Annotated in this window: 3 protein-coding genes and 1 pseudogene; all 4 read left to right on the forward strand. The window is 70.3% G+C overall.

The features are described from left to right. Positions 1 to 214, forward strand: a pseudogene (locus D7X74_RS43815) (hypothetical protein); the annotation flags it as partial. 245 nt (positions 215 to 459) lie between these two features. Continuing rightward, positions 460 to 756, forward strand: coding sequence for a hypothetical protein (locus D7X74_RS40590; protein ID WP_120538280.1), 297 nt, complete (start codon positions 460 to 462; stop codon positions 754 to 756). 225 nt (positions 757 to 981) lie between these two features. Beyond that, positions 982 to 1,566: a GAF domain-containing protein gene (locus D7X74_RS40595; RefSeq protein WP_120538281.1), complete on the forward strand. Its 585-nt coding sequence runs from the start codon at positions 982 to 984 to the stop codon at positions 1,564 to 1,566. Between the two features lie 117 nt (positions 1,567 to 1,683). Further along, the coding region (locus D7X74_RS40600; protein ID WP_147446877.1) for a serine/threonine-protein kinase at positions 1,684 to 3,475 on the forward strand (1,792 nt) is incomplete at its 3' end.

Below are 3,475 nucleotides of genomic sequence, written 5' to 3' on the forward strand. Positions count from 1 at the left end.
CGCCAACTCCCCCGCGCCCGCCGCCGCCCCCGCCGCGCAGCCGGCTCCCGCCGCCGAGGCGAAGACCGAAGCTGCCGCGCCTGCTCCCGCGACCGGTGAAGTGAAGACCGAGGCCAAGACGGAGACCAAGACCGAGGCCAAGCCCGCGGGCAAGAAGTCCTCCAAGAAGACCACCACCAAGACCACCGAGAAGACCGAGAAGGCCGCGGAGTAATCCCGCCGCAGCACCGTCTGCCCGCCTCCAAGGGACGGACATGACGCCGTGCCCGACAGGGGCGCCTTCTTCACGAAGGTGCCCCTGTTGTCGTTCGTGCGATGCCGTGCGCGGGAAGCCTCCACCGTCTTCCAGCGCGCGTGTTCCGACTGAATAAAGAAACCCGCTGTCCCCTCTACACCCGCGATGACGATGACCACGCAATCACGCGCTGGCAGAGCGTCATCAGACCTTCGAGACCCATCATGAAGACCTTCATCGCCGCCGCCGCCCTGTTCGCCGCCACCGCCGCCTTCGCCACCACTCCCGCCAAGGCGCCCGCCGCCAAGACGGAGACGGCCCCCGCGTCCAGCGACGTGAAGGCCGACCCCTCCACGGAGACCAAGACGGAGACCAAGACCGAGGCGAAGAGCGAGACCAAGCCCTCCGGCCGCACGCAGACCCTCAAGCAGGGCACCACCGGCTCGAAGACCCTCGACAAGACCACCGAGACGAAGACCGAGACCACCACCGAGTCCGTCAAGGCGCCCGGCACCAAGTAGTCCCCGAGCCAAGGACGCCGTGCCCGACGGGGGCTCCCTCTTCACGAGGGTGCCCCTGTCGTCGTTTCCGGCACCGGACGCTCCAAAACATTCTTCTTCTTAGGGTTTCAGCAAAACCACCATTTGACAGCGACAGAAGAATCCTGCTTAATGGGCTTTAGGTGGATGCCGGTGCATCCACGACAAGAAGGGGCGTCCCCCTCCCCCCCTTCAAGCGAGACGGTCATGGTGGAAGCGTTCACGAAGGTGTCCGAAGCCTCCCGGTTGCTGCTGGACAAGGGCCTGTGCGCGGCCACGGGCGCGGAAGCGCTGGGCATGGTGGCCCGCACCCTGAAGGTGGATCGCGCCTGCATCTTCGAGAACCGCACCACCAATCTGGCGGGCCGGTTCCTCACGGACCTGCGCCACGCGTGGGCGGAGCCCGGCGTCGTGTCCCCGCACGCGCACCCGGTGCTGCGCGCGTTCGCGATGCGCGACTACGCGCTCTCCTGGATGGACATGCTGGAGGCGGGGATGGTGGTGTCCTGCGCGTCCCGCGAGGCGCCGCCCCTGATGCGCGAGGTCCTGGAGCGCCAGGGCGTCCAGTCCGTGCTCCTGTGCCCCATCATCCCGGCCAAGCAGTGGTGGGGGTTCGTGGCCTTCGAGGACTGCCACCAGGCGCGCGTGTGGCGCCCCGAAGAGGTGTCGCTGCTCAAGTCGCTGGCGCGGGCCATTGGCGCGTCGGTGCGGCACGCGAACATGCGCTCCTCGCTGTCCCAGGTGCGCACCAACCTCACCAGCGTGCTGCGCCCCGCCTCCGGGGATACCTGAGCGCACCCGGGTCACGGCTGCCCGCCCGCCATGCGGACGGGGAGGGAGCCGGGAGCAGGCGAGGAGCGGTAACGCGGCGCCCCGTTTCTGCTACCCTCGCCGCCCTGCGACCCGCCCATGTCCTCGATTGAGCCCACCGCCATCAGCCGTGCCCGGACCCCTGACCTCATCAGCGGCTACCGCCTGGAGAAGCTCGTTGGTGCCGGTGGCATGGGGGAGGTCCACAAGGCCACCCAGCTCTCGCTTGGCCGCACGGTCGCGGTAAAGCTGCTCAACACGGAGCTGGCCAAGGACCCGTCGTTCATCGCGCGCTTCCAGAAGGAAGCCGCCGCGCTGGCGACGCTGAGCCACCCCCACGTCGTCGCCATCGTCGACAAGGGGAAGACGGAGAACACCTACTACCTGGTGATGGAGTTCGTGGACGGGCCGTCCCTGCGCGAGCTCATGCGCAGCCCGCAGATGGACACGCCGGTGCTGCTGCGCCGGATGCTGGAGATCTGCCGCGCCATCGAATACGCGCACGGCCGGGGCGTCATCCACCGCGACCTGAAGCCGGAGAACATCCTGCTGGATCAGCAGGCCGGCGGCATCGCGAAGGTGTCCGACTTCGGGCTCGCGTCCTTCCTGGACGACTCCACGGTGGCGTCGCGCTACGCGCTCACGTCCACGCACGTGTCCATGGGGACCATCTCGTACATGGCGCCCGAGCAGCGCGTGGACGCGAAGAGCGCGGACGCGCGCGCGGACATCTTCTCCCTGGGCGTCATCCTCTACGAGACCTTCACCGGCGAGGTGCCGCTGGGCACCTTCGATCCTCCGTCGCGCAAGCGCTCGGGGCTGGACCCGCGCGTGGACGCCATCGTGATGCGGTGCCTCAAGCCGGATCCGGATGACCGCTACCAGACGGTGGGCGCGCTCATCGCGGAGCTGGAACCGCTGGTGCCCGGCGGCATGCTGTCCATGCCTCCCATGCGGCTGACGCGCATGGAGCGGGCGAAGCGGACCGTGAGGAGCGCGGTGCGCGTGGTGGCGCAGACGACCGCGACGCTGCTGGTGCTGGCGTCGGTGGGCGTGCTGGGCGTGGCGTACTACCGCGGCGGACAGGTCCGGGCGCAGCCGGTGATGCCGGGCGCCGCCATCATGGCGGAGCACGCGCACGCGGACCCGCAGCGCAGCGCCCCCGGCCGGCGCGAGGACGTGCTCCCGGGCAAGCAGCGCGTGACGGTGGGCGAGGGGCCGGATCAACTGGCGGTTCCCATGGCCGGCAGGCCCGTGCTCTTCGAGAACAAGGCCGTCGTCTTCCCGCCCCTGAACCTCCCGCTTTTCTTCGCGAGCAAGGACGAGAACGTGGCGCGCGTGGGACGGGTGCGCGCGGACGTGATGGGGCTGGTGGGCGGCGTCGCCCGGCTGACCGCGCGCGTGCGCGCCGAATCGCCGCCCCCCACGATGAAGCGCCGCGTGAAGGCCCTGTTGGAGGGCCCGCCGCCGGACGCGGTGGCCGCGCTGATGCTGATGGGCCGGGACGGCCGCTACGTGGCCCTGGTGCACCATGGCGCGGGCGCGCCCCTGGCCCTGGAGTGGGCGCTGGGCGAGCGCAGCGGCACCATGCTGGGCCAGCCGTCCCCCCAGGGTGAGGCGCGCCTGGAGCTGTTCGTCACCGAGGAGGGCGTGATGCAGGCCTTCATCGGGCAGGGCAAGGATCAGCGCCCCATCGCGGAGCCGCTGAACCTGGGCCCGGACTGGCAGAGCCACTTCGGCGAGCCGCCCACGCCGGCCGTCGGCTGCATCGAAGGCACGTGCAGCATCGAAGGGTTCACCTACACCGTGGACCGGCCCTCGCCCGCGGTGGAGACCCCGTCCCCGCCCGTGGTGGTGGCCTCGCCGCAGCGCACGGTGGCCACCGCGGCGG

The organism is Corallococcus sp. CA047B (genome assembly GCF_003612065.1).
Taxonomy (GTDB): domain Bacteria; phylum Myxococcota; class Myxococcia; order Myxococcales; family Myxococcaceae; genus Corallococcus; species Corallococcus praedator.

Coding starts and splice junctions, on each gene's coding strand:
- D7X74_RS40590 (WP_120538280.1), top strand. CDS start 460: ATGAAGACCTTCATCGCCGCCGCCGCCCTGTTCGCCGCCACCGCCGCC.
- D7X74_RS40595 (WP_120538281.1), top strand. CDS start 982: ATGGTGGAAGCGTTCACGAAGGTGTCCGAAGCCTCCCGGTTGCTGCTG.